This is a genomic window from Microbacterium sp. Ld4, assembly GCF_045066555.1.
Taxonomy (GTDB): Bacteria; Actinomycetota; Actinomycetes; order Actinomycetales; family Microbacteriaceae; genus Microbacterium.
The window spans coordinates 238,343-264,203 of sequence record NZ_JBISHE010000011.1 but is presented as its reverse complement, the minus strand read 5'-3'; the positions used below and the strand labels follow the sequence as shown (position 1 = coordinate 264,203).

Genomic DNA, 25,861 nt, shown 5'->3' with positions numbered 1-25,861 from the left:
CGTGACGGATGCACCGATCGGGATCTTCGACTCCGGGGTCGGCGGTCTCACCGTCGCGCGAGCGGTCTCGCAGCTGCTTCCCCGGGAATCCCTCCTCTACATCGGCGACACGGCGCACTCGCCCTACGGTCCGAAGCCCATCGCGGACGTCCGACGCTTCGGGCTGGAGGTCCTCGACACTCTCGTCGAGGAGGGCGTGAAGATGCTCGTGATCGCGTGCAACACGGCATCCGCTGCGCTTCTGCGCGATGCTCGCGAACGCTACGACGTCCCGGTGGTGGAGGTCATCGGCCCCGCGGTCCGGACGGCCATCTCGACCACACGCAACGGCCGGATCGGCGTGATCGGCACCGAGGGGACGATCAGCTCGGGCGTCTACCAGGACATGCTGGGCGTGAACGAACGACTCAGCGTGTTCGCGCAGGCCTGCCCGCGCTTCGTCGACTTCGTGGAGGCGGGCGTGACCGACACGCCCGATGTGCTCCGCGTGGCCGAGGACTACCTCGCCCCGCTCCGCCACGCCGGCGTCGACACCGTCGTCCTCGGATGCACGCACTATCCGTTCCTCGAGGGCGCGATCAGCTACGTCATGGGCCCGGACGTGTCGCTCGTGTCGAGCGACACCGAGACGGCGAAGGACGTCTACCGCCAGCTCGTCTCCCGCGACCTGCTCGCCGGAGCCGGAGCCGAACCCACACATGTCTACGAAGCGACCGGCGACTCCGCCGAAGACTTCCTGCAGCTCGCCGACCGGCTCATGGGCCGCGGAGTGAGCACCGTCCGGCTCGTGCAGACCGGAGCGATCGACCTACCGAAGGGAACCCCATGACCGAGACCACCCGTGCCGACGGCCGTACCGTCGACCAGCTGCGCCCCGTCGTGATCGAGCGGGGCTGGAGCGCCCATGCCGAGGGGTCGGCTCTCATCTCGTTCGGCGACACGAAGGTGCTCTGTACCGCGTCGTTCACCAACGGTGTGCCGCGCTGGCTGACCGGCAAGGGCAAGGGGTGGGTCACGGCCGAGTACGCGATGCTCCCGCGCGCGACCAACTCGCGCAACGACCGCGAATCCATCAAGGGCAAGGTCGGCGGCCGCACGCACGAGATCTCACGGCTGATCGGGCGCGCTCTCCGTTCGGTCGTCGACACGAAGGCGCTGGGCGAGAACACGATCGTCATCGACTGCGACGTCCTGCAGGCCGACGGCGGCACGCGGACCGCCGCGATCACCGGGGCGTACGTCGCCCTCGTCGACGCGATCGAATGGGGACGCTCGAAGGGCTTCGTCGCCAAGAACGCCACGGCGCTCATCGACTCGGTCGCGGCGATCTCCGTCGGCATCATCGACGGTGAGCCGATGCTCGACCTCGCCTACGTCGAGGACGTGCGCGCCGAGACGGACATGAACGTCGTCGTGACCGGCCGTGGGCTGTTCGTCGAAGTGCAGGGCACCGCGGAGGGCGCGCCCTTCGACAAGCGCGAGCTCGATGCCCTGCTCGAACTCGGGGTCGCCGGCTGCGCCACCCTGCGCGACGAGCAGGCGAGCGTGCTCGCGGCGGAGCGCTGATCAGATGATGACGGATGCCGCCTCGGGCGCCCTTCGGCAGGTCGTCCTGGCCACCCACAACGCGCACAAGGTCGAGGAGTTCGCGGCGATCGTCGCGGCCACCCGCCCCGATCTGGAGGTCGTCGGCTACGACGGTCCCGAGCCCGTCGAGGACGGCGTCACCTTCGCGCAGAACGCGCTGATCAAGGCCCGCGCGGCGTCGGCCCACACCGGCCTGCCCGCCATGGCCGACGACTCCGGGATCAGCGTCGACGTGCTCGGGGGGTCGCCCGGCGTCTTCTCGGCGTATTGGGCGGGACACCGCAAGGACGGGCGGGCGAACTACGAGCTGCTGCTCGATCAGCTCTCCGACATCGCGGGCCCGCACCGCACCGCGCAGTTCGTGTCGACCATCGCGCTCGTGATCCCGGGCCGCGGTGAGCACGTCGTCGACGGCGTGTGGCCCGGTCGCCTCGCCACGGCGCCGGCCGGCCTGCACGGCTTCGGGTACGACCCGGTCTTCGTGCCCGACGGGCAGGACGGCTCGCCGCGGACGGCGGCCGAGTTCACCCCCGCCGAGAAGAACGCGCACTCCCACCGGGCTCGCGCGTTCCGTTCGCTCGTCCCACTGCTCTCCGCGCTCTGAGCCCGGTCGAGGGGGAGTGAGCCTGAGAATCGGACTCATTCCCGAGTTCTGCGTCGCGCCGCCCGCGCGGCGCCCCCGGCCGTAGCCTCGAATCATGCACGACCACGCGCCCACCGGCATCCGCGCCGGAGCACCCCGCACCCTGCTCGCGGTGTCGCTCGTGATCACGGGATCGGTCCTGGTCGTGCAGGTCGTCGGGGCGATCCTGACCGGCTCGCTCGCGCTCCTGGCCGACGCGGGGCACATGCTCACCGACACGCTGGCGCTCGTGATCGCGCTCATCGCGGCGTCGGTGGCCGCCCGTCCGGCAGACGACCGGCAGACGTACGGATATCAGCGCGCCGAAGTCCTCGGTGCGCTCCTCAACGCGGTCATCCTGATCGCGCTCTGCGTCTGGATCGCGGTCGAGGCCGTGCGCCGTCTCCTCGTGCCGGGCGACGTCGAGGTGCAGGGTCTTCCCATGCTGATCGTCGCGGCGATCGGTCTCGTCGCGAACGGCGTCTCGCTCTATCTCCTGAGCGTCGCCCAGCGCACGAGCATCAATGTCCGGGGGGCCTATCTCGAAGTGCTCGGCGATCTCGTCGGCTCCGCGGTCGTGCTCGTGGCGGCGCTCGTGGTCTGGCTCACGGGGTGGATGCCCGCCGATGCGATCGCGTCGCTGGCCATCGCGGTGCTCATCGTGCCCCGGGCCGTCACCCTCCTCCGGGAGGTGATCGCCGTCCTCGGCGAGCGGGCACCCGAGGGCACGCGGGTCAGCGACATCCGCGCGCACATCCTGCGGACCCCGGGCGTCGTCGACGTCCACGACGTGCACGTGTGGCAGCTCACCCGCGGTGCCCCCGTGTTCACCGCGCACGTCGTGGTGGCGCCCGAGCTGTTCGCGGATGCCCGCGCCGGCATTCTGCTCTCCGAGCTGCAGACGTGCATGGCCTCGCACTTCGACGTCGAGCACTCGACGTTCCAGCTCGAGCCCGCCGGACACGTCGAGCACGACGCCCACGCGTGAGGCGGCGGCGGCCTCAGTCTGCGGGTGGCGGTTCGCCCTCCCACACGACCGCGGCGGGCTCGATGTCGGCGCGGATGCCACGCCACCGGGCGTGGCGGAGCGTCCCCCCGGGCGTCGCCTCCGCGTACTCCACCTCACCGACCACCTCCGGGCGCACCCACAGCGCGTCGGACGCCTCCGCCCGCCCGATGTCGACGAAGGGGTTCTCGTCGGTGCGAAGCGGCGTCAGGACGGCATCCAGGCGCGCGAGCGTCGCATCGCTGAAGCCTGACCCGACGCGGCCGATGTAGCGGAGGCCGCCGCCCGTCGGGATGCCCATCAGGAGCGAGCCGATCGCCCCGGAACGCCCGCCGCGGCCCGGCCGGATGCCGCCGATCACGATGTCCTGCATCAGGGTGAGCTTCACCTTGAGCCAGCCCTCGCTCCGGATGCCGCGACGATAGGTCGACGAGGGGTCTTTCACGACGACGCCCTCCAGGCGGAGGGTCCGCGCCGTGGCGAGGGCATCGTCGACGTCGCCGGCCACAGGCGGCACGACGATCGTCGCGGCCGCGTCGGCGGCGATCTTCTCGAGCAGTTCCCGGCGCTGCGCGAGCGGGAGCGAGGCGGCATCCGTGCCGTCGATCTCGAGGACGTCGAACAGCATGAAGGCGACGGGGATGCGGGCGGTCTCGCGGTCGATCTCGTGCGGAGTGGTCAGGTGCATGCGGTGCTGCAGGCGTGAGAAGCTCGGCCGGCCCGACGCGTCGAGCGCGACGATCTCGCCGTCGACCACGCACGCCGCATCGGAAAGCCCCGGGTGCGCTCTGGTGAGCTCGGGATACCTCGCCGTGACGTCGGTGCCGCTCCGTGCGCGCAGGCGCAGACGGGCGCCGTCCCAGAGCCCGATCGCACGGACCCCGTCCCACTTGAACTCGACCCACGCCCCCCACCTCGCGGCGGCCCGGCGGGCGAGGGCAGGATCGGCGCCCGTCGCGAGCATCGGTGCGAAGCGGGAGGCCCCCGTCGGCGCCGCAGGGGCGACGGCAGGAGGTGCCGCAACGGGGGTTCCGGCGGCGGGTGGCGGTGATGCGGCATCCGCTTTCATCCGGTGCAGGAGCCACTGCGACTTCTCGCCCTCGCCGCTCGTCCGGATCAGCGCGAGACGCGCCGTTCCGAGGGGGCCGCTGCTCCGGCCGGTCGCGGTGAAGATGACCTCGTCGTCGCGCCACTTCTCGAGCGCGAACGTTCCGGCATCCCAGATCGACATCGTCCCCGCGCCGTACTCGCCGGCCGGAATCTCCCCCGAGAAGTCGAGGTACTCGAGCGGGTGGGGTTCGGTCATGACGGCGAGATGGTTCTTGTCGGGAGATTCCGGGATGCCGCGCGGCACCGCCCAACTGACGAGCACGCCGTCGCGCTCGAGGCGGAGGTCGAAGTGCAGGCGCCGCGCGTGGTGCTCCTGGACGACGAACCGCGTCGAGTCGGTCGGCGCCGCGGCGGGGGAGTCGGGAACCGGTTCGGGGGTCTTCGCGGCCGTGCGTTTGGCGATGTACGGCGCCAGGAGTCCCGCATCCTGCGGTGCGAGGGCCGCGAACAGATCGCCGCTCCGGTCGACTCGCTCGAGGACGTCGCCGAACACCAGGTGGCGAAGATCCGGGTCGTCGAGCTCCTCCCATGTGCGGGGTGCGGCGACGGTCGGGAGGGATCGTCCCCGGAGCGAATAGGGCGCGATGGTCGTCTTGGAGCCGTTGTTCTGGCTCCAGTCGATCAGGACTTTGCCGCCGCGGAGCGCCTTCGCCATCTGGCTGACGATCAGGTCGGGGTGGTCGGCTTCGAGCAGCCTCGCGAGCTCTTTGGTGAACGCGGAGATCTCGTCGCTCGTGCGCGTGCCGTCGAGCGGGGCGTAGAGGTGGATGCCCTTGCTGCCGCTCGTGACGGGGACCGGCGGCATCCCCATGTCGGTCAGGATCGGACGCGCATAGCGGGCGACCTCGGCGCATTCCGCAAGGCCCACTCCCGGCCCGGGGTCGAGGTCGAGCACGAGGCGGTCGGGGTTCCGCCGCTTTCCGCCGGGGTCGAAACGCCACTGCGGCGCGTGCAGCTCGATCGAGGCGACCTGTGCCAGGTAGACGAGGGTCGGCACGTCGGCGACCAGGGGATAGTCCTTCGCGCCCGACGAGTGATCGATCGCCCGACGGGCGACCCAGCTCGGCGCCCCGCGTTCGAGGTCTTTTGCGAAGAACGATCCTGCGCCGGTGCCGTCGGGCCAGCGGATGCGGGTCACCGGCCGCCCGTCGAGGTGCGGCAGCATCACCGGTGCGACCCGGGTCAGGTAATCGATGATCTCGGCTTTGGTCGTGCCCGTCTCGGGATAGAGGACCTTGTCGAGATTGCTCACCCGCACGCGACGGCCGCCGACGACGACGTCCTGTGCTGCGGCTGTCATGGAGCCAGGGTAGTGCGCAACCCCTGGTCGTCGCGGCGCCCGGGGGTGTGTACTGGCCCCATGAGAGCGATCTGGAAAGGCGCGTTGACGTTCGGCCTCGTGAACGTCCCGGTGAAGGTGTACTCGGCGACGGAGGATCACGACGTCTCGCTCCACCAGGTGCATGCCGCCGACGGCGGTCGCATCCGGTATCAGCGCATCTGCGAGATCGACGGTGAGGTCGTGCCTTACGCCGATATCGACAAGGCCTACGACGACGGCGAGCGCACGGTGGTGCTCACGTCCGCCGATTTCGCCGCCCTGCCGTCGGAGCGCAGCCGCGAGATCGAGGTCGTCGAGTTCGTCCCGACCGACCAGATCGATCTGCTCACCCTCGACAAGGCCTACTACCTCGAACCCGATTCGACCTCCCCGAAGGCGTACGTGCTTCTGCGGCGGACGCTCGAGGAGACCGACCGCACCGCCATCGTGCGGTTCGCGCTCCGGCAGAAGACACGGCTCGCCGCCCTGCGCGTGCGAGGGGACGTGCTGGTGCTGCAGACGCTCCTGTGGGCCGACGAGGTCCGTGCGGTGACCTTTCCCGCCCTCGACGAGCCCGTGCGCATCTCGAGCAAGGAGCTCGAGCTCTCGGCATCCCTCGTCGACAGCTTCTCGAGCGACTTCGACCCGGAGGAGTTCACCGACGAATACCAGCAGGAGCTCCGCACCCTGATCGAGGCGAAGCTCGACAAGGGCGATGCGTTCGACACCGCCGAGACGTTCGGAGAGAAGGCCGACTCCGACGGAGGGGAGGTCATCGACCTCATGGAGGCCCTCCGCGCGAGTGTGGAGAAGAGTCGCGCCGCGCGCGGCGGGGCGTCGGACGGCGCGAAGGCGTCTCCCGAGAAGGATGCCGGCGCGAAGACCCCCGCCAAGAAGGCGCCGACGAAGAAGGCCCCCGCGAAGAAACCCGCGAAGGCCTCCTGACGGTCGATCAGCGGAGCGGGTGCGCTCCGGGCGTGCCGTCGCTGTCGTGGGGCCGGGCGGCCGTGGCGGGGTCCTGGTCGAAGGCTCCCTCGCGGAGCGTGAGCTCTTCCGCCTCGGCACGGTCGATGACGCCGTCGCCACCGGCGGCCTTCTCGAGCTTGACCTTGCGCTTCTCGGCGAAGTAGTGCCAGACGATGAAGACGAGGGTGCCGGCGACCGCGATCAGCAGGATGACGTCGATGTACTCCGCGACGAACTCGCCGACGCCCGGGATGAGGCTGACCAGGTAGCCGATGACCGTGAGGCCGAAGCCCCAGATGACGGCGCCGATGAGGTTGTAGAGCGAGTACTTGTGCCAGGCCATCTTGCCGACGCCGGCCGCGACGGGCGCGAACGTCCGGACGATGGGGACGAAGCGCGCGAGGATCACGGTCACGCCGCCGTAGCGCTCGAAGAACGCGTTGGTGCGTTCGACGTTGCTCCGGCTGAAGATGCCCGACTCCTTGCGTTCGAACACCGCCGGCCCGCCCTTGCGACCGATCAGGTAACCGACTTCGCCGCCCACGAATGCGGAGAGGCCGATGAGGAGGCCCACGATCCAGACGTTGACGCCGAAGACGCCGTTCGGCGCGTGGGTGACCGGGTTGGAGAGGAGGCCGGCCATGATCAGCAGTGTGTCGCCCGGGAGCAGGAAGCCGACCAGGAGGCCGGTCTCGGCGAAGACGATGAAGCACACCACGACGAGGGCCCAGGGGCCGGCCGCATTGATGATGGTCTCGGGGTCCAGCCAGGGGAGCAGAGCGAAGGGGTGCACAGGGTTCCTCGAGAACGGTGCGACGGGTGTCGCGGGCTGATGGGCACAAGGCAATGAGGCACGACGCGGCGCCCCGTGCGGAAGGGGGGACTTGAACCCCCACGCCCGAAAGCACAGGAACCTAAATCCTGCGTGTCTGCCAATTCCACCACTCCCGCGGGTGGATTCAGTCTAGGCCGCGGCTCCTGATCGCCACGGCAGGGCCCAGACTCGTAGCTGTGGATCACCCGGAAGACGCGCAGCCGCCCGAGCCCGCCACGTCGGCGGGCGAGCGACGACTTCTGGACGGGTACTCCCTCGAGATGACCGGCAAGGACGTCGCAGGTCTCTGGGAGGCGCGGCCGCTGATTCCGGTGGGCACCCGCGTCAACGTCACCTTCCTCGCCCACGAGTCGCTCCAGATGCGGATCGCCGCCTGCCGCGCCGTCCGTGACGCCGGGTTCGTGCCCGTGCCGCACATTTCTGCACGACGGCTCGAGACGACCCGCGACCTCGAGGTGTTCCTCGCAGCGCTGCGGGAGATCGGCGCGGCGGCGAGCGTCCTGGTCGTCGCGGGAGATCCCTCCCGGCACCGGGGGCCGTTCCCCGATTCGCTCTCGGTGATCCGCTCGGGCCTTCTCGAGAAGCACGGCGTCGAGGAGGTCGGCTTCTCGGGCTACCCGGAGGGCCACCCGGACATCGAGGACGACGAGCTGTGGCGTCATCTCGTCGAGAAGGCGGCGCTCACGGCGGAGCGGGGCCTTCGCCCGGTCGTGGTGACGCAGTTCGCCTTCGACGCAGAGCCCGTCGCGGCCTGGGTGGGCGAGGTGCGAAGGTGGGGGATCGACGCACCGATCCGAATCGGCACGCCGGGCCCCGCGGGCATCGCCCGGCTGCTCGCGTTTGCGCGGCGGTTCGGCATCGGCGCGAACGCGATGATCGTGAAGAAGTACGGCTTCTCCCTCACGAATCTCGTGGGATCCGCGGGTCCGGAGCGGTTCGTGCGCGACCTCGCGGCCCGGCTCGGCGCGGGCCCCGACGCGGGGGACGTCGGCCTCCACTTCTATACCTTCGGCGGATTGCCGGCCACGGCGGAGTGGGTGGTCGCGCACACGGCGCACGGCCATCGGTGAGCGGCGCCCACGGGGCGGTGTGGATAACTCCGGCGTGATCGTGCGGCGGGTTGCCACAATCCTTCCCCATGAGCCTCTCCACTCCGACTGCCGCACGCGGCGGGGTGCGTGCGGTCGCGGAACGGGTCCGCGAGCGGCTGCGCGCCGAAGAGGTCGACCCGGCCCTCGATCCGGACCGGGCGCTCGTGATCGCACGGTCGGAGGTCCGTCGGCACAACGATTTCGCCCTGGCGCGCGGCGTCGACGTGATCGAGGACGAAGCGGCATCCGTTCGCGAGGTGCTCTCGAGCGTCGCCGGCTACGGCCCGATCCAGGCGCTCCTCGACGATCCGGAGGTCGAGGAGATCTGGATCAACGCTCCCGACCGCGTCTACGTCGCCCGTCACGGCCGGAGTGAACGAGCGGCCGTCGTCCTCAGCGATTCGGCCGTCCGTGATCTCGTCGAACGGATGCTGCACGCCACCGGCCGCCGCGTCGACCTCAGCCAGCCGTTCGTCGATGCCTCGCTCCCCGACGGGTCGAGGCTCCACGTCGTCATCCCGGACATCACGCGCCGTCACTGGGCGGTGAACATCCGCAAGTTCCTGACCGATTACCGCACGCTCGACGACCTCGCGGCCGTGGGGTCGGTCGCACCGGGCGCCGCCGCGGTGCTGCGCGAGGCCATGGCCGACGGGAAGAGCGTGATCGTGTCGGGTGCCACCCACGCCGGCAAGACGACCCTTCTCGGCGCTCTCATCGCGGCGAGCCCGGCCGAGCATCGGATCGTGACGGTCGAGGAGACCTTCGAGCTGGCCGTGCGAGCGGCCGACGTCGTCGCGATGCAGGGCCGTCAGCCGAGCCTGGAGGGCACCGGCGAAGTGAGCCTGCGACGGCTGGTGAAAGAGGCGCTCCGCATGCGGCCCGACCGCCTCGTCGTGGGCGAGGTGCGAGACGCGGAGGCCCTCGACCTCATCCTCGCGCTGAACACGGGTGTGCCCGGCGCCGCGACGATCCACGCCAACTCGGCCGCCGACGCGCTGCGGAAGCTGGCTTCGCTCCCGCTCCTGGCGGGTCGCAACATCGACCGCGACTTCCTCCTCCCGGCGATTGCGAGTTCGGTCGGGCTGGTCGTCCACTGCACCCGAGACGTCTCCGGGCATCGCCGCGTCTCCGAGATCGCGGCGCCGACCGGCCGCGTCGTCGGCGGCGAGGTCGAGACGACGCCGATTCCGCTGGGGCGATCGTGACCCTCGTCCTGGGGCTCGTCCTCGCCGCGGGCGTGCTGCTCGCGCTCTCGCCGTGGGTGTGGCCGGTCCGGGAGACGGCCGCCAAGACGAGTAGCGAGGGGACGCTGAACCGGATGCTGCAGGCCGCCGGTTTCGCGCACGCGTCGCCCGGACACCTCGTCGCAGTCTCGATCGCGTCGGCGGCTTTCGCGGCCGCGGTCGTGTGGCTGATCACGGCGCTCCCCGCTTTCGCTGCGGTCGCCGCGGGCGCCGGGGCCTGCGCGCCGACGGCGTACCTCCGAGGGCGCGCGCGTCGTCTTCAGCGCTCACGGCGCGCCCTGTGGCCCGACGTGTGCGATCTTCTGGTCGCGTCCGTGCGATCGGGCATGTCCCTCCCCGATGCCGTTTCGGCGCTCGGTGAGGTCGGACCCCCCGCCCTTCGGCCGGCCTTCGCCGCCTTCGCCTCGGACGTCGCCGCATCCGGTCACTTCGACTCCGGTGCCCTCCGCGTCAAGGCACGTCTCGCCGATCCCGTCGCGGATCGCATCATCGAGGCGCTGCGCATGGCGCGTCAGGTAGGCGGCACGGAGCTGACGACCGTGCTCCGCGCACTGTCTGCCTCCGTGCGCGCCGAAGCGGCCCTGCGCGGCGAGATCGAAGCGCGTCAGTCGTGGATCCGCGGGGCCGCCGTCCTCGGGGTGGTCGCTCCGTGGGTGATCCTCGGGCTTCTGGCCCTGCGCCCCGAGGGCGCAGCGGCCTACTCGAGCCCGGAGGGGGTCGCCGTGATCCTCATCGGGGCGGGCGTGTCGGTGATCGCCTTCCGCCTGATGCTGGGCATCGGTCGCCTCCCTGAGCCCCGGCGGTGGTTCGTGTGAGTGCGGCGACCGAGATCGCGATCGCGATCGTCCTCGGAGGCGCCTTCTCGGCCGGTGTCGTGCTGGCATCCACCCGGGTGCCGCGGCTGTCGGCTCCCACTCTGTCGCGCAGGATCTCGCCCTATCTCCGCGACATCGCGGACCCTCGCGGGCTCACGCCTCTCGCGTCGGCACCCGGATCCTGGCGTGCACGACGCGACGGCCTGATCGCCGGCCTCGGCGGGACGGCGGGCATCGAGCGGCGCCTGCGCCAGGCGGGATGGCGACAGGACGCGACGTCGTTCCGGGCGAGGCAGCTCGCCTGGGCGCTGTCGGGCGCGACCGCGGGCGGGCTCGCGGTGGTGGCTCTCGTCCTGACCGGCCGGATGACAGCGGCATCCGCTCTCGTGCCCCCACTCGCGGGGCTCTCGGCCGCGGTGGTCTACGACATGCGGCTGACGGCTGCCGCGAAACGTCGCCGCAGCCGCGTCGAGGAGGAGCTTCCGACGGTGCTCGAGTTCGTGTCGCTGTGCCTCGCCGCCGGCGAAGGGCTGCGTGACGCGCTGCGCCGGGTGGGTGACATCGGTTCGGGGGAGCTGACGGCCGAGATCCGCCGCGCGGTGCTCGACAGCGGCACCGGATCCAACCTGTCCGACGCACTCGTCGACCTGGGGCGGCGGCTCGACGTCCCGTCGCTGTCGCGCGCCATCGAGCACCTCGTCGCCGCGATCGATCGAGGTGCCCCGTTGGCCGGAGTGCTGCAGGCGCAGGCGGGTGATGCGCGAGAGGACGCCAAGCGGACGCTCATCGAGCAGGCCGGTCGCAAGGAGATCGCGATGCTCTTCCCGATCGTCTTCCTGCTGCTGCCGATGAGCGTGCTCTTCGCCGTGTTCCCCGGAATCGTCATGCTCCGACTGGGGGTGGGATGACCGATGCCGCACCCGATACCGACTTCGACCGTGACCGACAACGAGGGGAAGAACCATGGAGAACATCACGAACATCGCGCTCCGGCTGCGCACGGCTTGGGGCGCCGTCACCCGGGGCGCGGCGGAGGACGAGCGAGGCGACGTTCCGGGCTGGGTGCTCATCACCCTGATGACGGCGGGCCTCGTCGTCGTGATCTGGGCCCTCGCCGGGCCCGCGCTCTCGCGGCTGTTCGAGCAGGCGATCGATCAGGTCTCCTCGTTCTGAGGCCTCTGCGCTCTGACCCCCTCCATCCAGATGAGCGCGGGTCGACGCCGGTCGAGTTCCTCCTCGTCGGGGTGCTCCTCACCGTCCTCACCCTCGCGGTGCTGCAGCTGGGACTCGCCGTCTACGTCCGCAACGTGGTGCACGATGCGGCCGTGGACGGCGCGTACTACGCGGCGCTCGCGGACGTCGACACACCCGCCGGCGCGGCGCGGGCCGAGGCGATCATCGAGGGAACGGTGGGCGACGGCTTCGTGGCCGCGGTGAGCGCCCGGGAGTCGCGATCCCTCGGTCACGCCACGGTCGCCGTGACCGTCACGACCAGGTTGCCGATCATCGGCCTGCTCGGGGTGCCCCGCGGGTGGGAGGTGACAGCGCATGCGCCGGCCGAGACCTTCGAGTGACCTCCGGGGCGATGACGAGGGCTCGGCGGCACTGGAGTTCATCGTCGCCGGCGTCGTCCTTCTCGTCCCGATCGTTTATCTGATCGTGACACTGGGGCTGGTGCAGGCCGGCGCTCTCGGAGTCGACGCCGCTGCCCGGCATGTCGCGCGGAGCGTGGCGGCGTCGGAGGATGCCGCGGATGCCGACGAACGCTCCGCCCGTGTCATCGCGTCGATCATCGACGAGTACGACCTCGACCCGGAATCTGTGGAGGTGAGCGTGTCGTGCGCGGGTCCCGCGGAGGAATGCCCTGACGCGGGGCGCACGCTTCGGGTGACCGTGTCGGCACGAGTCCCTCTCCCGCTCGTCCCGCCGGTGCTCGGGCTCGACGAGACGGCGCGGGTGACCGTCGAGTCGACGTCGGTGCAGAAGGTCTCCCGCTACTGGGACGGCTCATGAGACGCCCGCCCGACGACGACGGCAGCGTCCTGCTGCTGACGATCGGCTACGCACTGCTGGCGCTGGTTCTGGTGTTCGTCTGCGTCGACGCGACCAGTCTCTACCTGGAGCAGAAACGCACGCAGGCCATCGCGGATGCCGCTGCGCTGGCGGGGGCGGACGGCTTCACCCTCGCTCTTGCCGACGGTGAACCGCGCGCGGAGCTCAGCGATGCGGGCGTGCGCGATCAGGCTGACGCGATCGTCGCTGCATATGGCGACGCGACCGTGGTGGACGCGGCGTCCCCCGACGGTTCGTCGGCGCGGGTGACCGTCACGCGGCAGTGGCGGCCTCCGATCGTGACGCTCTTCGTCCCGGACGGTGTGCGATTGGAGGCGACCGCGACCAGTCGCACCGCCCTCCGCTGACCGCCCGAGGTCAGCGGTCCCGATCAGGGCCGCGAGTGGGGCACGAAGCGGGGGAGCCAGCGGATGAAGGCCACCGCGCCCAGCAGGCCGACGACGCCGACGGCCCCGGCCGCAACCGACAGCGAGGCGACGGCGGTGAGCCCCGAGACGATCAGCGGGGTCGTCGCGCCGCCGGCATCCGTCAGTGTCCGCCACGAGCCGAGGAACGGCGCGGGATCGTCCCGAGGTGCCAGGTCGGCTCCGATGGTGAGCAGGATGCCGCTCGACAACCCGTTCCCGACGCCGAGGACCGCGGCGAAGAGCGCGAACCACATCTCGGCGTTCATCACGTCATGCGTGACCGACAGGGCGAGGAAGCCGCTTCCCATCAGCACCATGGCGGGCAGCGCCGCCCACAGTCGGCCGAACCGGTCCATGACCTGGCCGCTCGCATAGAAGAGGGCGAAGTCGACCGCGCCGGATACACCGACGACGAGGGCGATGGTCTGGGCGTCGAGGCCGATCGACACTCCCCAGAGGGGGAGCACCACCTGGCGAGCCGACCGGACGGCCGACAGGCACGCCGCCGCGAGCCCGACCCGGGAGAGAACTGTGCGGTGCTGCCACATCGTGCGAAAGACCCCCACCCGGCGCGGTGGCGGCAGGGGGGCGGCGATCGCGCCCGGCACCGGCTCCCCGGCATCCGCGACCAGATCGACCGGTCGGGTGGGTGGGGCCGGTGAAGCGAACTGCTTCTCAGGGTCCGGCCCGAAGGTGACGAGCACCAGGAGCGCGACCAGGCAGACGGCCAGGAACCAGATCGTCGACCGCTCGTCGCCGGACAGTCCGATGAGAGCGGCGGCGATGAAGGGGCCGGTGAACATGCCGAACCGGAAGGTGCCGCCCAGCAACGACAACGCACGCGCGCGGAAGACGATCGGGACGCGGGTCGTCATGAACGAATGGCGAGCGAGCCCGAACGCCGCTGCGCAGAAGCCGAGGATGAACACGGCCAGAGCGAACAGCGCGAGCACCGGCGCGAACGCACCGATCGCCGTGGAGACGAGCGCGAGAAGCCCCGCGGCGATCATCGTCGCTCGTTCGCCGAACCGCGCGACCGCCCAGCCTGCAGGAATGTTGCCGAGCAGCTGGCCGATGACGAGCAGCGAGGCGATGAGCGCCGAGAGGGCCACATCGGCGCCGAGCCGCGCAGACAGGATCGGGATGAGAGGGAGGACCGCGCCCTCGCCGACGGCGAACAGGACGGTCGGTGCGTAGACCATCGGTCCGAACCGCCACAGCACTTCCCTCGCCGTGGGGGAGTCGGGGCGGTCTGTCACGAACATCCACGTTAGTCTGAGGTGCCATGCTCGAATTCGATCCCGCCGCCGACATACAGGCCCTCCGCTCCACCTTCAGCGACATCAAGTCCGTCGTCGACGTGGAATCCCTGACCGCCGAGATCGCACGACTCTCCGAAGAGGCCGGCGCTCCCGACCTCTGGGACGACGTCGAGAAGGCGCAGAAGGTCACAAGCGCGCTCAGCCACCGCCAGACCGAGCTCAAGCGCGTCACCGAGATCGAGCAGCGCCTCGACGACCTCGACGTCATGGTCGAGCTCGCCCACGAGATGGACGACGAGGATGCCGCCGAAGAGGCGCGCCGCGAGATCGTCGATCTCGAGAAGGTCATCGGCCAGCTCGAAGTGCAGACGCTCCTCGACGGTGAGTACGACGACCGCTCCGCCGTCGTGACGATCCGCTCCGGCGCCGGCGGCGACGACGCCACCGACTTCGCCGAGATGCTGATGCGCATGTACCTGCGCTGGGCCGAGCGCCACAAGTACCCCGTGAAGGTCATGGACACCTCCTTCGCCGAGGGCGCGGGCATCAAGTCGGCCACGTTCGAGATCGACGCCCCCTACGCCTACGGCACGCTGTCCGTCGAGGCCGGCACCCACCGCCTCGCGCGCATCAGCCCGTTCGGTTCCGCCGACAAGCGGCAGACGAGCTTCGCGGCCGTCGAGGTCATCCCGGTGATGGAAGAGGCGAAAGAGGTCGAGATCCCCGAAGGGGACATCCGCGTCGACGTCTTCCGTTCGTCGGGCCCGGGTGGTCAGTCCGTCAACACGACCGACTCCGCCGTCCGCCTGACGCACCTCCCCTCGGGCATCGTCGTCTCGATGCAGAACGAGAAGTCGCAGATCCAGAACCGCGCGGCCGCGATGCGCGTGCTGCAGACCCGCCTCATGCTCCTGCAGCGCGAGGAGGAGGCCGCGAAGAAGAAGGAACTCGCCGGGACGATCACCGCGAGCTGGGGCGACCAGATGCGCTCCTACTTCCTCTACGGTCAGCAGTTGGTCAAGGACCTCCGCACCGGCCATGAGGTCGGCAACCCGACCGTCGTCTTCGACGGCGATCTCGACGGGTTCATCGCCGCCGGCATCCGCTGGCGCAAGCGCAAAGACGAGGACTGATCGGCGCGGATGACGATTCTTCGAGGAATCTTCATCCAGCTGCATCCACATCGGCGGTCCTGCGGGAATACCTCTGTGACAGCGCGAAAAGGTCGCGCCGCACACATTGGAGTCCATCATGCGCAAGACACTCTCTGCGGGGGTCGCCCTCGGCGCCGCCGTGGCGTTCACGGCATTCGCTCCCGCGACCGCGATGACCGCGGACACTGCCGACCTGGCTGTCCTCCACGGGATCCCCGACACACCGGTCGATGTCTACGTGGACGGCGAACTGACGATCGATGATTTCCAGCCCGGCGACCTGGGCGGGCCGCTCGAGCTCGCCGCCGGCACCTACTCCGTGGCGCTGACCGCTGCGGACGCGACCGACGACTCCGCACCGGTGCTGGGTCCGATCGACCTGACGCTCGAGGGCGGGATGAACTACACCGCCGTCGCACACCTGGATGCCGCGGGTGAACCGACCGCGAAGCTGTTCACCAACGACACCTCCGAGACCGCGGCGGGCGAGGGCCGGCTCACGGTCCGCCATGTCGCTGCCGCTCCCGCCGTCGACATCCTCGCCGGGGGCGAAGCCGTCGTCAGCGGACTGGAGAACCCCGACGAGGCGTCGCTCGACCTCCCGGCCGGCACCGTCAGTGCGGCCGTCGCCCTGGCCGGGACCACCGATCCGGTGATCGGACCCGCCGACGTCGAGGTCGCCGAGGGCGCCCTGACGATCGCGTACGCCTGGGGCAGCGCGGAAGACGGGAACCTCCAGCTCGCCGTGCAGACGGTCGACGGTCTCCACTCCGGTCCTGACGGCGTCAACACCGGCTCGGCCGGCTTCGTCGCCGAGAACGGCGTCAACGCCTGGCTCGTCGTCGGTGGCGCGGGCCTGCTCGCCGCTGTCATCGCCGGCGGGCTCCTCGTGACGCGTTCGGCAGCCGCGCGACGCTGAGAGCCAGATCGTGTCACGCATCCGCTTCGCTCTGATCGTCGTCCTGGCGATGGGCGCGCTGACTGCGTGCACCCCAGCGACGGAGGCCGGTGTCCCGGTGTCGACCTCCGGCGCGGGCGTCCCGACTCTCGCCCCTTCGGGAACGCCCCCACCGGCACCGACGCCCCGCGCGTCGGTGCCGGTGGCACCCGCCACGCCCACCCCGGCCGTCGACGTCTCGGCACCGGAGCGGCTTCGGATCATCGATCTCGACGTCGACATGCCCGTCCTCCCGGTCGGTGTGCAGCGCGACGGGAGCATGGAGATACCGGAGCGTCCGTCGATCGCCGGCTGGTACCGGTTCGGCCCCACTCCCGCCGACGCGGAGGGTGCGACGGTGATCGCCGCTCACGTGGACGACCGGGAGTTCGGGATCGGACCCCTCGCGCAGCTGCGCACCGCCCAGAAGGGGAGTGCGGTCTCCGTCACCGACGAGGCGGGCGAGGTCGTCGAGTACGAGGTCGAGAGCGTGACCTACATCCCGCGGGCCCAGTTGCCCGTCGAGGAGCTCTTCACGAGAGAGGGTCCGCGCACCCTCGTGCTCATCACCTGCGGGGGGTCGTTCGACGAGCAGACCCGCAGCTACAGCGATAACGTGGTTCTCATCGCCCGAGCGTCATGATGTCGATGACGATCGAGCGGGACGCCACTCCAAGGAAGGACAGGGCCGTAGACGAGGACATCGATCTGGCGCGACGGTTCTCCGCCGGTGACGAGCGGGCGCTCAAGGCGGTCTACGAGCGTTGGTCGCGGCTCGTGTACACCCTGGCCGCACGCTCTCTCGGCGACCTCACCGAAGCGGAGGACGTGACGCAACGGACCTTCGTATCGGCATGGACCTCGCGGGAATCGTTCCGTCCCGAGATCGGCCGGCTGAGCACCTGGATCATCTCGATCGCCAAGCGCCGCATCGCCGATGCGCACGAGGCGAGAGCGCGCGCCGCGCGGATCGAAGAAGCGCTCAAGGCCGTGACACCCGAAGCGACGGTGGACGCTCCTGACATCTCCGACGCGATCCTGATCGCCGACGAGATGGCACAGCTCGATCCCGATGCGCGCACGGTGCTCGCGCTCGCATTCTACGAAGACCTGACTCACGCGCAGATCGCCGAGCGCCTGCACATGCCACTCGGTACCGTGAAGAGTCATATCCGACGAAGTCTCACCCGCCTGCGAACCCGATTGGAGGCCGCCCATGTCGCATCTTGACCCCGACGTCGCCGCCCTCCTCGCGCTGGGCGAGCAGGTCGACGAGGCCGACCAGGCGCACCTCGACGCATGCGCCGACTGCCGCGCCGAGGTCGACGCGTTCGCCCGCGCGGTCGGCGCAGGTCGTGCGGGCTCTGCCGACGGACTGCTGACCCCGCCCGACCGGGTGTGGGGGTCGATCAGTTCGGAGCTCGGCCTGTCCGGGGCGGAGTCCGCCGAGCCGGTGGCCCCGCAGCCCGCGGGCGCCGAGTCCGCCGACCTCGTCGCTCCGCAGTCGCACGTCGCGCCTCGCAGGCGAGCCGGCCGGCGGCGTCCGGTCTTCCTCGTGCTCGCCGCAGCGGCGGCCGCGTCGGCGCTGATCGTCGCGGGCGTCTGGATCGGGGGCGGGATCGTTCCGCAGCCGACCGTGGTGTCCGAAGCGTCTCTCGCCTCGTTCCCCGAATGGCCGGATGCCACCGGCGAGGCCGTCCTCGAGCGCGTCGACGGGCACAACCGCGTCGTCGTCACCCTCGACGCCGCGCTGCCCGACGCGGGGTATCGCGAGGTGTGGCTCCTCGCATCCGACGGGTCCGATCTCGTCAGTCTCGGCGTCCTCGACGGCGGTGGCGGAGACTTCGACATCCCCGACGACGTGGATCTTGCGAGGTTCTCGGTCGTCGACATCTCCCAGGAGAGCGTTGACGGCGACCCGGGCCACTCCGGCGACTCGATCGTTCGGGGCACGCTCGGCGAGTCCTGACCGTCCTATGCGTGCGGTGGGAACCGGCGCGGCGCGGGTGTCGCTGACGGATGCCGCGGGGCCGACGCTTAGGCTCGTGACGCCATGATCCGGTTCGAGAATGTCACCAAGCGTTACCGCGGAACGACCAAGCCGGCGCTGAGCGACGTCGCCTTCGACGTCCAGCGCGGGGAATTCGTGTTCCTCGTCGGCGCCTCGGGGTCGGGGAAGTCGACCTGCCTGCGCCTCATCCTCCGTGAGGACGCCGCCTCCGACGGACGTGTCGTCGTCCTCGGGCGAGATGTGCGAAGTCTGACGACGCGGAAGGTCCCGTATTTCCGCCGTCACATCGGCTCCGTCTTCCAGGACTTCCGCCTGCTGCCCAACAAGACCGTGTTCCAGAACGTGGCCTTCACGCTGCAGGTGATCGGGTCGAGCCGCGCGTTCATCCAGCAGTCGGTTCCCGAGGCGCTGGCTCTCGTCGGGCTCGACGGCAAGCAGAAGCGTCTCCCGCACGAGCTGTCGGGCGGCGAGCAGCAGCGCGTCGCGATCGCCCGGGCGATCGTCAACCGGCCGCAGATCCTGCTCGCCGACGAGCCCACCGGAAACCTCGACCCCGGAACGTCGATCGACATCATGCAGCTCCTCGCGCGCATCAACGCCGGTGGCACGACGGTCGTGATGGCCACCCACGAGGCGGGCTTCGTCGACCAGATGCAGCGACGCGTGATCGAGCTGAGCGGCGGTGTGATCGTCCGCGACGAGCGGCATGGCGGCTACGGCGACACGTCGGGGCTTCCGACTCTCGCGCCCGAGCCGGTCAAGGGTGCGGCGGCGACGGCCGCCCTCACGGCGGTTCTCGAGCTGCAGAAGCAGATCGCGCAGCAGCACGAGACGGCGCCGGATGCCGCCCCGCCGGCCCCCGCGCACATCGAGCCGCCGACCCCGCAACCCGATCACGTCCTGCCCGCCGTCCCGGTGGTGGCGGACGCGGGTCCGGCAGAGGAGGCCGTCCGGAGAGAGCCCGACACGGGCACCCGATCCGTGCCGATCGCCGCCCCCGACCTCGACCTCGCCGAGATCGACGGCCTCGGCGTGGCTGACCGTCTGGGCCTCGGCCGACGCGGCGACGACAACGAAGTGGGACCCACCGCATGAGGCTCGGACTCGTTCTCGGCGAAGCGCTCTCGGGGCTCCGTCGCAACGTCTCGATGGTCATCTCCGTCGTGCTCGTGACCTTCGTCTCGCTCACCTTCGTCGGAGCCGCGATGCTCATGCAGATGCAGATCGGTCAGATGCGCGACTACTGGGCCGATCGTGCTCAGGTCGCCGTGTTCATGTGCCGCGACGATTCGACCCAGACCACCTGCGCCGACGGAGCGGCGGGCGAGGAGGAGCTGGCCGCCGTCTCGGAGAAGCTCGAGAGCCCGGCTCTGGCGGGCATCGTCCGCGACGTCAGGTTCGAGACCCGTGACGAGGCGTACGACAACGTCCTCGAGCTCATGGGGGAGGACTATGCCGGCTTCATCACGCCCGCGCAGCTCAACGAGACCTACTGGGTCAATCTGGCCGACCCTACCCAGACCGACGTGATCACGGAGGCCTTCACCGGCATGGACGGGGTCGAGGAGGTGACCGACCAGATGCAGTACCTCGAGCCGCTCTTCTCGGCATTGACGGTCGCCACCTACATCGCGGTGGGCATCGCGGGCCTGATGCTCATCGCCGCCGTCCTGCTGATCTCCACGACCATCCGGCTGTCGGCGTTCGCGCGGCGCAAGGAGGTGGGGATCATGCGGCTGGTCGGGGCGTCGAACCGCTTCATCCAGACGCCGTTCATCCTCGAGGGCGTCTTCGCGGCGCTCCTGGGGTCGGTCCTCGCGAGCGTGGCCATCGTGCTCGGCGTGCAGTTCGGCGTCAACGTGTACCTGCGTGGTCAGATCGATTTCGTCAGCTCGTGGGTGGACCTCTCCGATGCAGCGCTCGTCGTGCCGGTGATCGTGGCTCTGGGCCTCGTGCTCGCCGCGCTCTCGGCCAGTTTCGCCATCAGGCGTTGGCTCCGCACCTGAGCCCGACACGCCCGGGCGGGCGCGGCCTCGGCTAGACTGACAGGCCGGTCGCGCGCAGGGCGCGGCCTCACGAAGGAGTTCGCATGCCCAGGGAACGCGGGGAGCAGGTCATCGCGACCAATCGTCGCGCGCGCCACGACTACCTCATCGAGAAGACGTATGAGGCGGGTCTCGTGCTGACGGGAACCGAGGTCAAGTCACTCCGGCAGGGGCGTGCCAACCTCGTCGACGGGTACGCCTTCATCGATGGCGGCCAGGCATACCTCGACGCCGTCCACATCCCCGAATACTCGCAGGGCCACTGGACGAACCATGCGGCCAAGCGGACGCGCAAGCTCCTCCTGCACAAGGAGGAGATCGTGAAGCTCTCGCACGCCGTCTCGGCAGGCGGGTACACGCTCGTCCCGCTCAAGCTCTACTTCTCCGACGGTCGCGCCAAGGTCGAGATCGCGATCGCGAAGGGCAAGCGCGAGTTCGAGAAGCGTCAGACGATCCGTGAGCGCGAGGACAAGCGCGAAGCCGAACGCGCCATGCGCGGCCGCAACCGTCTCGGCGACTGAGCTCCGCTCACTGCGCTCGGAACCGCGCCTCGACCACGGCCGTGATCACGATCTCGTCGGCGCGGATGGCGAGTGCGGGTGCGACGGCGGCATCCGATCTCATCAAGGACTTCGCGGCGGCACCCTCCTCCGCGGCGCTGCCGATGAGCCCGACGTCGGCGATCTCGATCGGACGCACTCGCTCACGGCCGACCGCGCGCGCATACGCCGTCGCGCGCTCGACGGCGTCGAGGACGGCCGAGGCGGCGGCATCCCGCTCCAGAGCGGCCCGTGTCTCTCGCGACACGTCCACACGACGCTGCCGACCTGGATGCCGCTGTGCGCCGCGATCTCGCTCAGCCACCGCGAGAGCACGTCGTCGTCTGCGATCGTGACCGACAGGTCGAGCGACGCGTGATGCACGGGCGGCAGCTGCGCGCCGTGTTCGTTCCAGGGTCGCTCGGACCACACCGATACCCGGCCGCCCGTCCAGGCCGAGATCGACCCCGCAGCGAGGCGGTCGTCGAGGTCGCGCCGGATCGGATCGGCGATGTCGCCGACGGCGGAGATGACGCCGGCCCGGTCGGGTCCGTCACCGGTGACCGTCATCTGCACCACCGCGTGCGCCGCGCGGACGCGGGCGGAGCTCTCGCCGCGCACCGTGATGATCAGGTCGTCCGTGCCGTCGTGGTCGGTCATGGTCTCGACCCTACGACCCGTCAGCCGCCGGTGCGGCGGGAGCGCGGCTCCGGCGGAGGCGGCACCGGCTTGGCCGCGACGATGTCGGTCCGTCGGATGCGCTCGATGCCGCGCTTTCCTGCCACCGAGATGCCCTCGTCGTCGACGGAGAGCAGTTCACCGAGCGCGTCGGTCGCCTGCCCCGTGGGGAGCAGGTAGCGCACGACAACACGCTGACCGGGCGGAGGGAGACGTATCACCAGGCGCTCGGGGCGTAGTCCTTCAGGAAGACGCCGAAGAGGTCGTCACCGGCTTCGCCGCGGACGATCGGGTCGTAGACGCGAGCGGCACCGTCGACGAGATCGAGCGGCGCGTGGAAGCCCTCCTCGGCGAGGCGGACCTTCGTCGGGTGGGGCCGCTCGTCGGTGATCCATCCGGTGTCGACACTCGTCATGAGGATGCCGTCGGACTCGAACATCTCCCGGGCGCTCGTCCGGGTGAGCATGTTGACGGCGGCCTTCGCCATGTTGGTGTGGGGGTGTCCCGGCCCCTTGTAGCCGCGGTTGAACACGCCCTCCATCGCGCTGACGTTGACGACGTAGGTGCGTGCCGCATCGCTGGCCGCGAGCGACGCCCTGAGGCGCGAGATCAGCAGAAACGGCGCCGTCGTGTTGGCAAGCTGGACCTCGAGCATCTCGAGGGGGTCGACCTCTTCGACCCGCTGCACCCAGGAGTTGCTGTGGTCCAGGTCGGGAATGAGCCCGCCGGCGTCGATGGCGGTGCCGGCAGCCAGCCGCTCGAGCGAGCTCGATCCGGCGGCGAGGGCCTGCTCGGTGAGCTCGTCGGCCCGTGACGTGGCGGCGGCGAGGATCGGGTGCGCCGTCACCGACCGCTCGAGCGCCTGAGGGTGCTGATCGTTCGTGTGCCCGAAGGTGACGAGTTCGGGGAGGGGTCCGTCGGGCAGCGGCGCCAGCTCGGCGTCGACGAGCGGCTGGTAGGCGCCGGGCGAACGACGGACGGTCTGAGTCGCGTTGTTGATGAGGATGTCGAGCGGTCCCGCTGCGGCGACGTCGTCGCACAGGCCGATGACCTGGGCAGGGTCTCGGAGGTCGATTCCGACGACCTTCAGGCGATGGATCCAGTCCCCGGCATCCGGCAGGCTGCTGAAGCGTCGCACCGCGTCGCGGGGAAATCGCGTCGTGATCGTCGTGTGGGCGCCGTCGCGGAGGAGGCGGAGCGCGATGTACATGCCGATCTTCGCGCGTCCGCCGGTGAGCAGGGCGCGCTTTCCGGTGAGGTCGGTGCGGGCGTCCCTCTTGGCGTGGCTCATCGCGGCGCAGTCGGGGCAGAGCTGGTGATAGAAGGCGTCGACGACCGTGTACGGCTGCTTGCAGATGTAGCAGCCGCGTGCCTTGAGCAGGGTGCCGGCCGTGGGCGCGGTCGTTCGCGTGCTGATCGCGACGCCGCGCGTCTCGTCGTCGATGCGGTCGGGTGCGCCCGTGGCGGTGGCGTGCACGACGGCGCGATCGGCATCGGCGATGGCGTCGCGGATCTCGCGTCGGCGCACCTTCTTCGCCGCCTTGAACATCGCGGCGGTAGCCCGGCGGACGGTCACGAAATCGGGGTGCGTCTGGTCGAGCTGGTGCAGCTGCTCGAGGACACGGAGGGTGACCGCGAGGTCGGCGGCGTCGACTCCGGCAGAGGGAGCGGGGGCGGGCGGGTTCTCGTCGGGCACAGGAGATTCTACGTCGAGCGGGCCGGCGCGCTGTTACGGTGCAGGCGTGACCCAACCGGATGCCGATGCCCCGCCCGTCCGACGCATCCACGTGTCGGCCGCGGTGATCCATGACGACCATGGCCGACTCCTGCTGGTGCGCAAGCGGGGTACGACCTCGTTCATGCAACCGGGGGGCAAGCCCGAGCCGGGGGAGTCGGCGGGGGAGACCCTCCGCCGAGAGCTCAGCGAGGAGATCGGCGTGCGCGTCGAGGAGTCGGCGTTGACCGCCCTCGGCACGTTCTCCGCGGCCGCGGCGAACGAACCCGGGCATGTCGTGGTCGCGGACGTCTTCCACGTCGAGCTGTCGGGCCAGGTGGCGTCGGCGGCCGCTGAGATCGACGAGGTGCGGTGGGTCACACGATCAGACGCCGACGGGCTGGATGTCGCGCCGCTCGCCCGCGAGTACTTCCTCCCCGACTGACGAACGGGGGCATGGGCACCGGCTCGCGGAATGGCGGACGGCGCCGATGCGTTGTAGTCTGTGATGCTCGGATGCCTCGCGTCCGAGAGTGACAACTCCACAGTGCGACAACGGTCCACACGCCGCCAGGCGACACGGGGATGATCGGTTTCGACATCGCTTGTGACTCTGCGGGAAGCGGGCCGAGGATGCAGGGTTATCTCGTAAACGATCTCTGCAAAACCATAACTGCCGAAAAGAAGCAGTCTGACTTCACCCTCGCTGCGTAAGCAGCGAGCCTGAGTCCGTCAGCCCGTGACTGATCCCGTCATGGGTCCTGGCGTCATTTAGGGATCTTGCTGTGCGACGTCGCCTGAGCGTCGTTCGGGACTTTTTTCAGGCTGGGCTCGTCGACCTAGGTGTCTGTACAAAGGGTCGGGGCCGAGCAGAACGCTCTCTACAGACTGCGCCCGGAGAAGACGCCGTATTTCAGTGATGGACGGGGGTTCGATTCCCCCCATCTCCACGAACCGTTGTCGCGACGAGGAAGCCCCTCGATCCCTGCCTCACGGCAGGCGATCGAGGGGCTTTCGTGGTTCCTGGCGGCGCTCAGGGGCCGACGAGCGTGATGAGGTCGAGGCTCTGCTTGGTGTCGGAGACGCTCACCCATCCATCGCCGAACCGGTAGGTCATTCCATACCCCTGCTCGTCGACGCGCAGGGCGAGCTCGGGGTCCTCGGTGACGACGACGGCGCCCCCCTCCTCCTCGCGGATCCACCCTTCGGCGACCAGCGAATCGCTGACTGTCGCCGCCTCTTCTGCGGTGATCGGCGACCATCCGAACAGGATCAGATCGTCGTTGGTGGGGGAGGAGAAGTCGCCCCAGGTGCAGGCGATGCCATCGGGCAGTTCGAGGTCGAGGATGACGAACGGGTCCTCGCGGACCGTCCACCCGGTCTCGGCGAACTCGGCGACGGTGTCATCGCTGAGCATGTTCTCGCAGGTGACGTCCTCCGGCGCGATGGTGGCGATCGTCGTCGGCGTCGGAGCAGCCGACGCACGAGGTGCCTCCGAGTCGGGGCCGACCGCGGGAAGACTCGCCGTGCATGATGTGAGGAGGAGCGCCGCGCCGATGAGTGCGGAGCCGGTGCTGAGGGCGCGGACCGTCATCATCGGGCGTCAGACCGTTTCCGGAGCGAAAAGAGCGACGAAGGCGTCGTGGAGCACGCCGTTCGTGGCCATCGACGACCGCGACGCGATCGAGTCGCGCCCGTCGATGTCGGTGAACCGGCCGCCCGCCTCCATGATGATCGGCACGTGTGCGGCGATGTCGTACTCTTTGACGTCGAACTCGGCCACGAGCTCGAGCCGCCCTTCGGCCAGGAGCATGTAGGGCCAGGCGTCGCCGTAGCCGCGGTCGCGCCATACCGAGCGCGACAGGCGGAGGAGAGCGTCGCTGCGGCCCTCGGCATCCCATTGGGCGATGCTCTGGAAGCTCACGCTCGCGTCGGAGACCGCGTCGACGCCGGACACCGCGATCCGTCGCGGTGATCCCGACGGCCCGTTCGTCCATGCCCCGAGGCCCGTGGCGCCCCACCAGCGGCGACCCAGCGCGGGCTGACTGACGACACCGACTCGCGGGACGCCGTCGATCACGAGAGCGATCAGCGTCGCCCACATCGGGATGCCCTTGAGGTAGTTCGACGTGCCGTCGATCGGGTCGATGACCCACTGCCGGGTCGCGTCGCCCGTCGTGCCGTACTCCTCGCCGAGGATGCCGTCGGCGGGCCGCTCGTCCGCCAGGAGTGAGCGGATCGCCCGCTCGGTCGCGAGATCGGCGTCGGTGACGAAGGAGGCATCCGCTTTCGTCCGGACCTCGAGGTCGGCGGAGTCGAACTGCGCCATCGACACGGCGTCTGCAGCGTCGGCGATCCGGAGGGCCAGAGCCAGGTCTTCCGACAGGTCGCCGTCGAAGGGCACAGTCCAGGGCGTCGAGTCGGAGGGGGAGGTCACGGTT

The 25,861-nt window shown here is 70.1% G+C and carries 29 protein-coding genes, 1 tRNA gene, 1 other RNA gene and 1 pseudogene; 23 read left to right on the top strand and 9 right to left on the bottom strand.

Features of this window, described 5'->3' with window-relative positions; genetic code table 11:
- Nucleotide 1: 1 nt before the first annotated feature.
- The 4 genes from murI to ACJJV7_RS08660 all read left to right on the top strand — a co-directional run bounded on the left by murI (nucleotide 2) and on the right by ACJJV7_RS08660 (nucleotide 3,197).
- Nucleotides 2-829: a glutamate racemase gene (gene murI, locus ACJJV7_RS08675; RefSeq protein WP_405375633.1), complete on the top strand. Its 828-nt coding sequence runs from the start codon at nucleotides 2-4 to the stop codon at nucleotides 827-829.
- Entirely contained in the window at nucleotides 826-1,566 is a 741-nt protein-coding gene (gene rph / locus ACJJV7_RS08670) for a ribonuclease PH (RefSeq protein ID WP_405375635.1), read from the top strand. Before murI ends, rph begins: the two co-directional genes overlap by 4 nt.
- A 7-nt stretch (nucleotides 1,567-1,573) precedes the next feature.
- Nucleotides 1,574-2,191, top strand: coding sequence for an RdgB/HAM1 family non-canonical purine NTP pyrophosphatase (rdgB, locus tag ACJJV7_RS08665; protein ID WP_405375637.1), 618 nt, complete (start codon nucleotides 1,574-1,576; stop codon nucleotides 2,189-2,191).
- A gap of 94 nt (nucleotides 2,192-2,285) precedes the next feature.
- Nucleotides 2,286-3,197: a cation diffusion facilitator family transporter gene (locus ACJJV7_RS08660; RefSeq protein ID WP_405375639.1), complete on the top strand. Its 912-nt coding sequence runs from the start codon at nucleotides 2,286-2,288 to the stop codon at nucleotides 3,195-3,197.
- Nucleotides 3,198-3,210: 13 nt separating this feature from the next.
- On the opposite strand, the gene ACJJV7_RS08655 is transcribed toward ACJJV7_RS08660, so the two are convergent.
- Nucleotides 3,211-5,625, bottom strand: coding sequence for an ATP-dependent DNA ligase (locus ACJJV7_RS08655; protein WP_405375641.1), 2,415 nt, complete (start codon nucleotides 5,623-5,625; stop codon nucleotides 3,211-3,213).
- A gap of 60 nt (nucleotides 5,626-5,685) precedes the next feature.
- On the opposite strand from ACJJV7_RS08655, the gene ACJJV7_RS08650 reads away from it, so the two are divergent.
- Nucleotides 5,686-6,591, top strand: coding sequence for a Ku protein (locus tag ACJJV7_RS08650; protein WP_405375643.1), 906 nt, complete (start codon nucleotides 5,686-5,688; stop codon nucleotides 6,589-6,591).
- A gap of 7 nt (nucleotides 6,592-6,598) precedes the next feature.
- Here the strand turns inward: ACJJV7_RS08650 and ACJJV7_RS08645 are convergent, their stop codons facing one another.
- On the bottom strand, nucleotides 6,599-7,405 hold the full coding sequence (locus ACJJV7_RS08645; protein WP_405375645.1) for a DedA family protein: 807 nt from the start codon (nucleotides 7,403-7,405) through the stop codon (nucleotides 6,599-6,601).
- Between the two features lie 76 nt (nucleotides 7,406-7,481).
- Nucleotides 7,482-7,563: transfer RNA gene (locus tag ACJJV7_RS08640), tRNA-Leu, on the bottom strand.
- A 60-nt stretch (nucleotides 7,564-7,623) separates the two neighbouring features.
- Here ACJJV7_RS08640 and ACJJV7_RS08635 point away from each other — a divergent pair.
- The 8 genes from ACJJV7_RS08635 (at nucleotide 7,624) to ACJJV7_RS08600 (ending at nucleotide 13,020) form a co-directional block, all read left to right on the top strand.
- Nucleotides 7,624-8,517: a methylenetetrahydrofolate reductase gene (locus ACJJV7_RS08635; RefSeq protein WP_405375647.1), complete on the top strand. Its 894-nt coding sequence runs from the start codon at nucleotides 7,624-7,626 to the stop codon at nucleotides 8,515-8,517.
- A gap of 68 nt (nucleotides 8,518-8,585) precedes the next feature.
- A complete protein-coding gene (locus ACJJV7_RS08630; RefSeq protein ID WP_405375649.1) occupies nucleotides 8,586-9,746 on the top strand; it encodes a CpaF family protein in 1,161 nt (386 codons plus the stop codon).
- The gene (locus ACJJV7_RS08625; protein WP_405375650.1) at nucleotides 9,743-10,600 is read left to right on the top strand and encodes a type II secretion system F family protein; all 858 of its coding nucleotides are present in this window, start codon (nucleotides 9,743-9,745) and stop codon (nucleotides 10,598-10,600) included. Before ACJJV7_RS08630 ends, ACJJV7_RS08625 begins: the two co-directional genes overlap by 4 nt.
- Nucleotides 10,597-11,508, top strand: a complete 912-nt coding sequence (locus tag ACJJV7_RS08620; protein WP_405375652.1) for a type II secretion system F family protein — start codon at nucleotides 10,597-10,599, stop codon at nucleotides 11,506-11,508. Before ACJJV7_RS08625 ends, ACJJV7_RS08620 begins: the two co-directional genes overlap by 4 nt.
- Nucleotides 11,509-11,563: 55 nt before the next feature.
- Nucleotides 11,564-11,773, top strand: coding sequence for a hypothetical protein (locus ACJJV7_RS08615; protein WP_405375653.1), 210 nt, complete (start codon nucleotides 11,564-11,566; stop codon nucleotides 11,771-11,773).
- A gap of 71 nt (nucleotides 11,774-11,844) precedes the next feature.
- The gene (locus ACJJV7_RS08610) at nucleotides 11,845-12,174 is read left to right on the top strand and encodes a TadE family protein (RefSeq protein ID WP_405375655.1); all 330 of its coding nucleotides are present in this window, start codon (nucleotides 11,845-11,847) and stop codon (nucleotides 12,172-12,174) included.
- Nucleotides 12,149-12,613 (top strand): TadE family protein, encoded by a 465-nt coding sequence (locus ACJJV7_RS08605; RefSeq protein ID WP_405375659.1) that lies wholly within the window; start codon nucleotides 12,149-12,151, stop codon nucleotides 12,611-12,613. The genes ACJJV7_RS08610 and ACJJV7_RS08605 overlap by 26 nt, the downstream gene beginning before the upstream one ends.
- Entirely contained in the window at nucleotides 12,610-13,020 is a 411-nt protein-coding gene (locus ACJJV7_RS08600) for a pilus assembly protein TadG-related protein (protein ID WP_405375661.1), read from the top strand. Before ACJJV7_RS08605 ends, ACJJV7_RS08600 begins: the two co-directional genes overlap by 4 nt.
- Nucleotides 13,021-13,043: 23 nt before the next feature.
- Here ACJJV7_RS08600 and ACJJV7_RS08595 read toward each other — a convergent pair whose 3' ends face one another.
- Nucleotides 13,044-14,345, bottom strand: coding sequence for an MFS transporter (locus tag ACJJV7_RS08595; RefSeq protein ID WP_405375662.1), 1,302 nt, complete (start codon nucleotides 14,343-14,345; stop codon nucleotides 13,044-13,046).
- A 20-nt stretch (nucleotides 14,346-14,365) separates the two neighbouring features.
- On the opposite strand from ACJJV7_RS08595, the gene prfB reads away from it, so the two are divergent.
- From prfB to smpB, 8 genes are all read left to right on the top strand, one after another.
- The gene (gene prfB / locus ACJJV7_RS08590; RefSeq protein ID WP_405375664.1) at nucleotides 14,366-15,475 is read left to right on the top strand and encodes a peptide chain release factor 2; all 1,110 of its coding nucleotides are present in this window, start codon (nucleotides 14,366-14,368) and stop codon (nucleotides 15,473-15,475) included.
- Between the two features lie 118 nt (nucleotides 15,476-15,593).
- Nucleotides 15,594-16,415 (top strand): DUF4397 domain-containing protein, encoded by an 822-nt coding sequence (locus tag ACJJV7_RS08585; protein ID WP_405375666.1) that lies wholly within the window; start codon nucleotides 15,594-15,596, stop codon nucleotides 16,413-16,415.
- Nucleotides 16,416-16,425: 10 nt separating this feature from the next.
- Complete coding sequence (locus tag ACJJV7_RS08580) at nucleotides 16,426-17,076, top strand: class F sortase (RefSeq protein WP_405375667.1); 651 nt, start codon at nucleotides 16,426-16,428, stop codon at nucleotides 17,074-17,076.
- A 5-nt stretch (nucleotides 17,077-17,081) separates the two neighbouring features.
- Nucleotides 17,082-17,663 carry an RNA polymerase sigma factor gene (locus tag ACJJV7_RS08575; protein ID WP_405375669.1) on the top strand — a complete coding sequence of 194 codons (582 nt, stop codon included), beginning with the start codon at nucleotides 17,082-17,084 and terminating at the stop codon, nucleotides 17,661-17,663.
- Nucleotides 17,650-18,402: an anti-sigma factor domain-containing protein gene (locus tag ACJJV7_RS08570; protein WP_405375670.1), complete on the top strand. Its 753-nt coding sequence runs from the start codon at nucleotides 17,650-17,652 to the stop codon at nucleotides 18,400-18,402. The genes ACJJV7_RS08575 and ACJJV7_RS08570 overlap by 14 nt, the downstream gene beginning before the upstream one ends.
- Nucleotides 18,403-18,486: 84 nt before the next feature.
- Nucleotides 18,487-19,539, top strand: coding sequence for a cell division ATP-binding protein FtsE (gene ftsE, locus ACJJV7_RS08565; protein ID WP_405375672.1), 1,053 nt, complete (start codon nucleotides 18,487-18,489; stop codon nucleotides 19,537-19,539).
- Nucleotides 19,536-20,450, top strand: a complete 915-nt coding sequence (ftsX, locus tag ACJJV7_RS08560; RefSeq protein ID WP_405375674.1) for a permease-like cell division protein FtsX — start codon at nucleotides 19,536-19,538, stop codon at nucleotides 20,448-20,450. Before ftsE ends, ftsX begins: the two co-directional genes overlap by 4 nt.
- An 83-nt stretch (nucleotides 20,451-20,533) precedes the next feature.
- On the top strand, nucleotides 20,534-21,010 hold the full coding sequence (smpB, locus tag ACJJV7_RS08555; protein WP_405375676.1) for an SsrA-binding protein SmpB: 477 nt from the start codon (nucleotides 20,534-20,536) through the stop codon (nucleotides 21,008-21,010).
- A gap of 7 nt (nucleotides 21,011-21,017) precedes the next feature.
- Here smpB and ACJJV7_RS08550 read toward each other — a convergent pair.
- The 3 genes and pseudogenes from ACJJV7_RS08550 to ACJJV7_RS08540 all read right to left on the bottom strand — a co-directional run bounded on the left by ACJJV7_RS08550 (nucleotide 21,018) and on the right by ACJJV7_RS08540 (nucleotide 23,402).
- Nucleotides 21,018-21,598 (bottom strand): annotated as a pseudogene (locus tag ACJJV7_RS08550) (SIMPL domain-containing protein).
- A 110-nt stretch (nucleotides 21,599-21,708) separates the two neighbouring features.
- The gene (locus tag ACJJV7_RS08545) at nucleotides 21,709-21,891 is read right to left on the bottom strand and encodes a hypothetical protein (RefSeq protein ID WP_405375678.1); all 183 of its coding nucleotides are present in this window, start codon (nucleotides 21,889-21,891) and stop codon (nucleotides 21,709-21,711) included.
- Between the two features lie 32 nt (nucleotides 21,892-21,923).
- Complete coding sequence (locus ACJJV7_RS08540) at nucleotides 21,924-23,402, bottom strand: SDR family NAD(P)-dependent oxidoreductase (RefSeq protein WP_405375680.1); 1,479 nt, start codon at nucleotides 23,400-23,402, stop codon at nucleotides 21,924-21,926.
- 46 nt (nucleotides 23,403-23,448) lie between these two features.
- Here ACJJV7_RS08540 and ACJJV7_RS08535 point away from each other — a divergent pair, with 46 nt between their 5' ends.
- Nucleotides 23,449-23,865, top strand: a complete 417-nt coding sequence (locus ACJJV7_RS08535; protein WP_405375682.1) for an NUDIX domain-containing protein — start codon at nucleotides 23,449-23,451, stop codon at nucleotides 23,863-23,865.
- Nucleotides 23,866-24,001: 136 nt separating this feature from the next.
- Nucleotides 24,002-24,373: a transfer-messenger RNA gene (gene ssrA / locus ACJJV7_RS08530) on the top strand.
- A gap of 80 nt (nucleotides 24,374-24,453) precedes the next feature.
- Here ssrA and ACJJV7_RS08525 read toward each other — a convergent pair.
- A complete protein-coding gene (locus tag ACJJV7_RS08525; RefSeq protein WP_405375684.1) occupies nucleotides 24,454-25,017 on the bottom strand; it encodes a hypothetical protein in 564 nt (187 codons plus the stop codon).
- A 6-nt stretch (nucleotides 25,018-25,023) separates the two neighbouring features.
- Nucleotides 25,024-25,857 carry an inositol monophosphatase family protein gene (locus tag ACJJV7_RS08520; protein WP_405375686.1) on the bottom strand — a complete coding sequence of 278 codons (834 nt, stop codon included), beginning with the start codon at nucleotides 25,855-25,857 and terminating at the stop codon, nucleotides 25,024-25,026.
- Nucleotides 25,858-25,861: the final 4 nt, after the last annotated feature.

What these genes read in the sequence shown, in the direction of transcription:
- ACJJV7_RS08655 (WP_405375641.1), bottom strand. Translation starts at nt 5,625, where the DNA reads ATGACAGCCGCAGCACAGGACGTCGTCGTCGGCGGCCGTCGCGTGCGG.
- rdgB (WP_405375637.1), top strand. Translation starts at nt 1,574, where the DNA reads ATGACGGATGCCGCCTCGGGCGCCCTTCGGCAGGTCGTCCTGGCCACC.
- ACJJV7_RS08600 (WP_405375661.1), top strand. Translation starts at nt 12,610, where the DNA reads ATGAGACGCCCGCCCGACGACGACGGCAGCGTCCTGCTGCTGACGATC.
- ACJJV7_RS08595 (WP_405375662.1), bottom strand. Translation starts at nt 14,345, where the DNA reads ATGTTCGTGACAGACCGCCCCGACTCCCCCACGGCGAGGGAAGTGCTG.
- smpB (WP_405375676.1), top strand. Translation starts at nt 20,534, where the DNA reads ATGCCCAGGGAACGCGGGGAGCAGGTCATCGCGACCAATCGTCGCGCG.
- ACJJV7_RS08615 (WP_405375653.1), top strand. Translation starts at nt 11,564, where the DNA reads ATGGAGAACATCACGAACATCGCGCTCCGGCTGCGCACGGCTTGGGGC.
- ACJJV7_RS08660 (WP_405375639.1), top strand. Translation starts at nt 2,286, where the DNA reads ATGCACGACCACGCGCCCACCGGCATCCGCGCCGGAGCACCCCGCACC.
- ACJJV7_RS08585 (WP_405375666.1), top strand. Translation starts at nt 15,594, where the DNA reads ATGCGCAAGACACTCTCTGCGGGGGTCGCCCTCGGCGCCGCCGTGGCG.
- ACJJV7_RS08570 (WP_405375670.1), top strand. Translation starts at nt 17,650, where the DNA reads ATGTCGCATCTTGACCCCGACGTCGCCGCCCTCCTCGCGCTGGGCGAG.
- ACJJV7_RS08650 (WP_405375643.1), top strand. Translation starts at nt 5,686, where the DNA reads ATGAGAGCGATCTGGAAAGGCGCGTTGACGTTCGGCCTCGTGAACGTC.
- ACJJV7_RS08525 (WP_405375684.1), bottom strand. Translation starts at nt 25,017, where the DNA reads ATGATGACGGTCCGCGCCCTCAGCACCGGCTCCGCACTCATCGGCGCG.
- ftsE (WP_405375672.1), top strand. Translation starts at nt 18,487, where the DNA reads ATGATCCGGTTCGAGAATGTCACCAAGCGTTACCGCGGAACGACCAAG.
- ACJJV7_RS08605 (WP_405375659.1), top strand. Translation starts at nt 12,149, where the DNA reads ATGCGCCGGCCGAGACCTTCGAGTGACCTCCGGGGCGATGACGAGGGC.
- ftsX (WP_405375674.1), top strand. Translation starts at nt 19,536, where the DNA reads ATGAGGCTCGGACTCGTTCTCGGCGAAGCGCTCTCGGGGCTCCGTCGC.
- rph (WP_405375635.1), top strand. Translation starts at nt 826, where the DNA reads ATGACCGAGACCACCCGTGCCGACGGCCGTACCGTCGACCAGCTGCGC.
- ACJJV7_RS08630 (WP_405375649.1), top strand. Translation starts at nt 8,586, where the DNA reads ATGAGCCTCTCCACTCCGACTGCCGCACGCGGCGGGGTGCGTGCGGTC.
- ACJJV7_RS08575 (WP_405375669.1), top strand. Translation starts at nt 17,082, where the DNA reads ATGACGATCGAGCGGGACGCCACTCCAAGGAAGGACAGGGCCGTAGAC.
- prfB (WP_405375664.1), top strand. Translation starts at nt 14,366, where the DNA reads ATGCTCGAATTCGATCCCGCCGCCGACATACAGGCCCTCCGCTCCACC.